Genomic DNA, 4,625 nt, shown 5'->3' on the forward strand with positions numbered 1-4,625 from the left:
CCAGCCGAGGCATCTGGCTGCGTTGGAAAAGCTGAATCGTCAGGAGCAGCAGGCGCACGACGAGCGCAACGGCCCGGCGGCCATTCGCCTTTCCGCCGAGTTTCATATTCAACTTCAGGCTATTGCCGGCAACCAGGTGTTGACCGGGATCGTGACCCGGCTGGCCCAGCGCTCGTCGCTGGTGATTGCGGCCTGGGGCACGCCTTGGCAGCAGGGTTGCCGCTGTGACGATCACGACAGGCTGATTAGCCTGCTCAGGCAAAACGCGCTGGTCCCGCTCACTGAAGCCATGCAGCAACATTTTGCGCATATAGTGGCGAGCCTGCATTTCGAGCGCGGTGGCGAAACGCTGCCGGATTTTGCCAGCCTTTTTGCTGGTTTTGGAGGCACAAATGACCGTTAAGCAGCTGATTCAGGTAATCAATCCCAATACCAGTCTGGCGATGACCGAAACGATTGGCGAAGCGGCACGTGCCGTAGCGTCGTCGTCCACGGAGATTCTGGCGGTTTGTCCGTCTGAAGGTGTTCCCTCGATCGAAGGGCATTTTGACGAGGCCATTGCCGCCATCGGCGTGTTAGAGCAAATAAAAGCCGGGCGTGAACAGGGAGCCTGTGGCCACGTTATCGCCTGCTTTGGCGAACCGGGGCTGCTGGCCGCGCGCGAACTGGCCACGGGGCCGGTAATCGGTATTGCCGAAGCCGCCATGCACATGGCCACCATGGTCGCCACGCGCTTTTCTATTGTTACGACGCTGCCGCGCACCCTCATTATCGCGCGTCATCTTCTGCAGCAGTATGGTTTCGAGCAGCATTGTGCCGCGCTACACGCTATCGATCTGCCGGTTCTGGCGCTGGAGGATGGCACGGGACTGGCGCAGGAAAAAGTGCGTGAGCGCTGCCTCAGGGCAAAAAAAGAGGACGGCAGCGGTGCCATCGTGCTGGGCTGCGGCGGCATGGCCCGGCTGGCACGTGAACTGACGCAGGAATTGGGCATGCCGGTGATTGACGGGGTAGGCGCGGCGGTAAAAATGGTCGAGTCGCTGGTGGCGCTGGGGCTATCCACCAGCAAACACGGCGATCTGGCCTGTCCGCTGCGAAAAAACCTGTCGGGTCAGTTTAAGCGCCTAAACTAAGTTATCTTGCTCTGGAACAGGACTACGATCATGACCGATGCTGATGAAAAGAAAGAGTACAGCTTCAATAAAAACTATCCCCGCGATCTGATCGGCTATGCCGGTAAGCCGCCCCATGCGGCCTGGCCGGACGATGCACGTATTGCCGTGCAGTTTGTTCTGAATTATGAAGAGGGCGCGGAAAATAGCGTGCTGCATGGCGACACCGGATCCGAGCAGTTTTTATCGGATATTATCGGTGCAGCCAGCTATCCCGAGCGTCATATGTCGATGGAGTCGCTATACGAATACGGCCCTCGTGCCGGGTTCTGGCGCATCCATAACGAGTTTCAAAAGCGCGGCCTGCCGCTAAGTGTCTTCGGCGTGGCGATGGCGCTGGCTCGTCATCCGGAAATCGTCGAGGCGATAAAAAGTGCCAATTACGACGTGGTCAGCCACGGCTGGCGTTGGATCCACTATCAGGGGATGGACGCAAAAACCGAACGGCAGCATATGCAGCAGGCGGTAGATACGCTGACCGATCTTTTCGGTAAAGCGCCAACCGGCTGGTATACGGGACGCGACAGCCCAAATACGCGCAGGCTGGTGGTGGAGCAGGGCGGTTTTGCCTATGACAGCGACTACTACGGTGACGATCTGCCGTTCTGGACAAAAGTAACTTGTCAGGATGGGACGGTTAAACCCCACCTGATCGTTCCTTACACGCTGGAAACTAACGACATGCGTTTCGCCACGCCGCAGGGGTTTAATACGGCGGAGCAGTTCTATACCTATCTGAAAGACAGCTTCGATGTTCTGTATGAAGAGGGCGAAACCGCGCCAAAAATGCTTTCTGTTGGCATGCACTGCCGTCTGCTGGGCAGGCCTGGCCGTTTCCGGGCACTTCAGCGTTTTCTGGATTATGTTCAGCAGCATGATAAGGTCTGGGTCTGCACGCGCCAGCAGATTGCCGACCACTGGATAAAAACGCATCCGGCACCGGAAGCGTGAAAATGTTGTGCACCGGATTAAAATGGCCTGCGTAAGCGGGCCTTTTTTATGGCGGTAATAACCTTTCAGGCAGCGGTGTAATAATGTTTTCCCGTTGTATTGATACCTGGACTCTTTACTCTCAGGAAATCAGGCGTCCGCTATAAAAACGCAGCATCAATATTCCATAGCGTTGCATTAATTTACGAGCCAGCTTCTGGGTTAGTCGCGCCGGGTGCTTTCCTTAACTCATCAGGCTGACCTGCGCCGCAACAATTCGCCAGCCTTGCGGCAGTTTCACCCATGTCTGCTGCTGACGACCAATTTTATCCGTTCCCTCCCGGGTAAACTCCGTGCTGCATACCGCATAATTATCGCCAAACGTAGTGATTACCGTATTATGCAGCTGACGTGCCAGACCCTGTGAAGGGCGCGCGGCGCGGAAAGCGCGGATAGCCTCAATTCCATATAAGTTTTCTCCGGCACCCAGCCGCACGGTGCGCTCGTCGTGCCAGAACAGCTCGTCGAGCACGTCGATATGGTTGCCGGTCAGCGCCTGCTCATAGCGATAAAAAGCGTCGGTCACTTCTGCCAGTACCGATGGGCGGTTGATCTTGTCCGTCATGCTGTCAATCCTCTCGCAACAGGCGCTTTAGCAATACCCATTTTCTCCAGCGTCCATGCGGCACGCAGGCAGGCTTCTTCTTTAAACGGCGCGGCGATAAGCTGTAGGCCGATTGGCATCCCGCCCGGCGTTTGCAGCGGGACGGTTGTGACGGGCAGACCTAAAAAGGAGATGGGCTGCGTTAGCATGCCCATGCTGGCGCGCACGGGTAAATCACTGCCGTTAATACGCAGGGTTTCCTGCCCGATAAGTGTGGCGCTGGTAGGCGTGGCGGGTGCAATCAGTACGTCAAACTGTTCAAACAGCGGCAGCACCTGTTCACGAAAATAGTGGCGAAAGCGCTGCGCCTGTACGTACCAGGCGGAAGGCGTCATCGCGCCGGCCAGCAGACGCTCGCGCGACAGCGGCTCAAAACGTTCCGGCTGCGTGCGCAGGGCAGGCAGATAAGCGTTGCCGCCTTCGGCGGCGGTAAGAATAAATGCAGCGGTGCGGGCCAGTTCCGCTTCCTGCATCAGCACCTCATCATGGACATTAAGCGCTTTTGCTGCCCGATTGACGGCTGTGCGGGCATCATCATCGCACCAGGTCTGAAAATAACCGCCCAGCACGGCGCACCGCAGGCCCTGAGCGCCGCGCTCCAGCAGATGATGAACTGGCTGGATCGCTTTTTCTGCCTGAAAGCCATCCTGCGGATCGCGGCCCTGCAACGCATCGTAAACCAGCGCCAGATCTGCGGTACTGCGGGCGAAAGGGCCGATATGATCCAGACTGGGGACAAAGGGCTGGCTGCCGCTGCGCGACAGGCGGCCAAACGTCGGTTTCAGGCCAAAAATACCGCATAGCGAAGCCGGTACGCGAATCGAGCCGTTGGTATCCGTGCCGAGCGAAAAGTGCACCAGCCCGGCGGCAACGGCCGCCGCCGAGCCGCCGGAAGATCCTCCGGCAATGCGTTGACCGTCGTGTGGGTTACGCGTGGCGCCGTAATGGCTGTTTTCCGTAGTAAAACCATAGGCATAGGCATCCATATTCACCATGCCGGTCAGCAGCACGCCCGCCTCGCTGAGCTTGTTCACTGCCCAGCCGTCTCTCCTGGCCACCGGACGATCGCTGAACAGACTTGCGCCCGCCAATGTGGTGTGGCCCGCCACGTCAAAAAGATTTTTGGCCGCACAGGGAATCGCTGCCAGCGCGGGCAGGGGACGATCTTCTTTGCGCCAGCGATCGAGAAGATCGGCCTCTTTCAGCATTCGATCTTTTGTTACGCACGTCCAGGCATGGATCTTTGGATCGCCCTGTTCGATCCCGGCCAGCGTCTGCTGCGCAATCTCCCTGGCGCTGAGTTCGCCTTTTACCAGCGCGCTTTTCAGTTCTGTAATGGAAAATGAGCTAAGCATCATGCTTTATACACTCCTGCGATTTCCTGACGTTCATCCAGCGGGAATGCCATGAGCGGCGCGGCCATCCCGGCAATACGTGAAAACTGCACCAGCAGCTCGGCGCGGCGGCTTTCGTCCATCGGCACGCCCAGCACCTGCTCCATTTGAGCGAGGTAAAGCGCCCAGTCGATCTCGGTATTCATCATCTTCTCCTGTTAAAAACCGGCAGCGCTGCCGTTACTGCGAGGATCGCTGGCGCCTTCCAGCATGCCGTTGGTGTGGCGGACAATCGCGCCCGCATGACCGACCGCCTCGCTGAAATCCTCAAGCGCTTCGACTTCATGCCCCAGCTCGCGCAATCGGGTAAAGGTAGCGGCAGAAAAACGGCCTTCCAGCTTCAGTGAATCGGAAGCCTGGCCCCAGGTACGGCCCAGCAGCCAGCGCGGCGCGCTGACGCATTGCTGTAGCGACATTCCCTGGACGACGTGGCGGGTAAAAATAGCCGCCTGGGTCTGCGGCTGG

Annotated in this window: 7 protein-coding genes; 3 read left to right on the forward strand and 4 right to left on the reverse strand. The window is 58.1% G+C overall.

Annotated elements, in window-relative coordinates; genetic code table 11:
* The 3 genes from RTK32_RS19170 to puuE form a co-directional block, all read left to right on the forward strand.
* The coding region (locus tag RTK32_RS19170) for an FCD domain-containing protein (protein WP_312046784.1) at positions 1 to 403 on the forward strand (403 nt) is incomplete at its 5' end.
* The gene (gene hpxA, locus RTK32_RS19175) at positions 393 to 1,133 is read left to right on the forward strand and encodes an allantoin racemase (RefSeq protein WP_312046786.1); all 741 of its coding nucleotides are present in this window, start codon (positions 393 to 395) and stop codon (positions 1,131 to 1,133) included. The genes RTK32_RS19170 and hpxA, both read left to right, overlap by 11 nt.
* Positions 1,134 to 1,163: 30 nt before the next feature.
* A complete protein-coding gene (gene puuE / locus RTK32_RS19180; protein WP_312046788.1) occupies positions 1,164 to 2,123 on the forward strand; it encodes an allantoinase PuuE in 960 nt (319 codons plus the stop codon).
* A gap of 223 nt (positions 2,124 to 2,346) precedes the next feature.
* Here puuE and hpxZ read toward each other — a convergent pair whose 3' ends face one another.
* The 4 genes from hpxZ to RTK32_RS19200 all read right to left on the reverse strand — a co-directional run.
* The gene (hpxZ, locus tag RTK32_RS19185; protein ID WP_312046790.1) at positions 2,347 to 2,727 is read right to left on the reverse strand and encodes an oxalurate catabolism protein HpxZ; all 381 of its coding nucleotides are present in this window, start codon (positions 2,725 to 2,727) and stop codon (positions 2,347 to 2,349) included.
* On the reverse strand, positions 2,724 to 4,124 hold the full coding sequence (locus tag RTK32_RS19190) for an AtzE family amidohydrolase (RefSeq protein ID WP_312046792.1): 1,401 nt from the start codon (positions 4,122 to 4,124) through the stop codon (positions 2,724 to 2,726). Before RTK32_RS19190 ends, hpxZ begins: the two co-directional genes overlap by 4 nt.
* Positions 4,121 to 4,309, reverse strand: a complete 189-nt coding sequence (hpxX, locus tag RTK32_RS19195; protein WP_312046794.1) for an oxalurate catabolism protein HpxX — start codon at positions 4,307 to 4,309, stop codon at positions 4,121 to 4,123. Before hpxX ends, RTK32_RS19190 begins: the two co-directional genes overlap by 4 nt.
* A 9-nt stretch (positions 4,310 to 4,318) precedes the next feature.
* Positions 4,319 to 4,625: gamma-glutamyltransferase (locus tag RTK32_RS19200; protein WP_312046796.1), on the reverse strand; the 307-nt coding region annotated here is incomplete at its 5' end.

The organism is Erwinia sp., from assembly GCF_031978025.1.
Lineage (GTDB): Bacteria > Pseudomonadota > Gammaproteobacteria > Enterobacterales > Enterobacteriaceae > Erwinia.

Bases quoted from the DNA above. Each gene is read 5' to 3' on its own strand.
- puuE (WP_312046788.1), top strand. From the start codon at position 1,164: ATGACCGATGCTGATGAAAAGAAAGAGTACAGCTTCAATAAAAACTAT.
- hpxZ (WP_312046790.1), bottom strand. From the start codon at position 2,727: ATGACGGACAAGATCAACCGCCCATCGGTACTGGCAGAAGTGACCGAC.
- hpxA (WP_312046786.1), top strand. From the start codon at position 393: ATGACCGTTAAGCAGCTGATTCAGGTAATCAATCCCAATACCAGTCTG.
- RTK32_RS19190 (WP_312046792.1), bottom strand. From the start codon at position 4,124: ATGATGCTTAGCTCATTTTCCATTACAGAACTGAAAAGCGCGCTGGTA.
- hpxX (WP_312046794.1), bottom strand. From the start codon at position 4,309: ATGATGAATACCGAGATCGACTGGGCGCTTTACCTCGCTCAAATGGAG.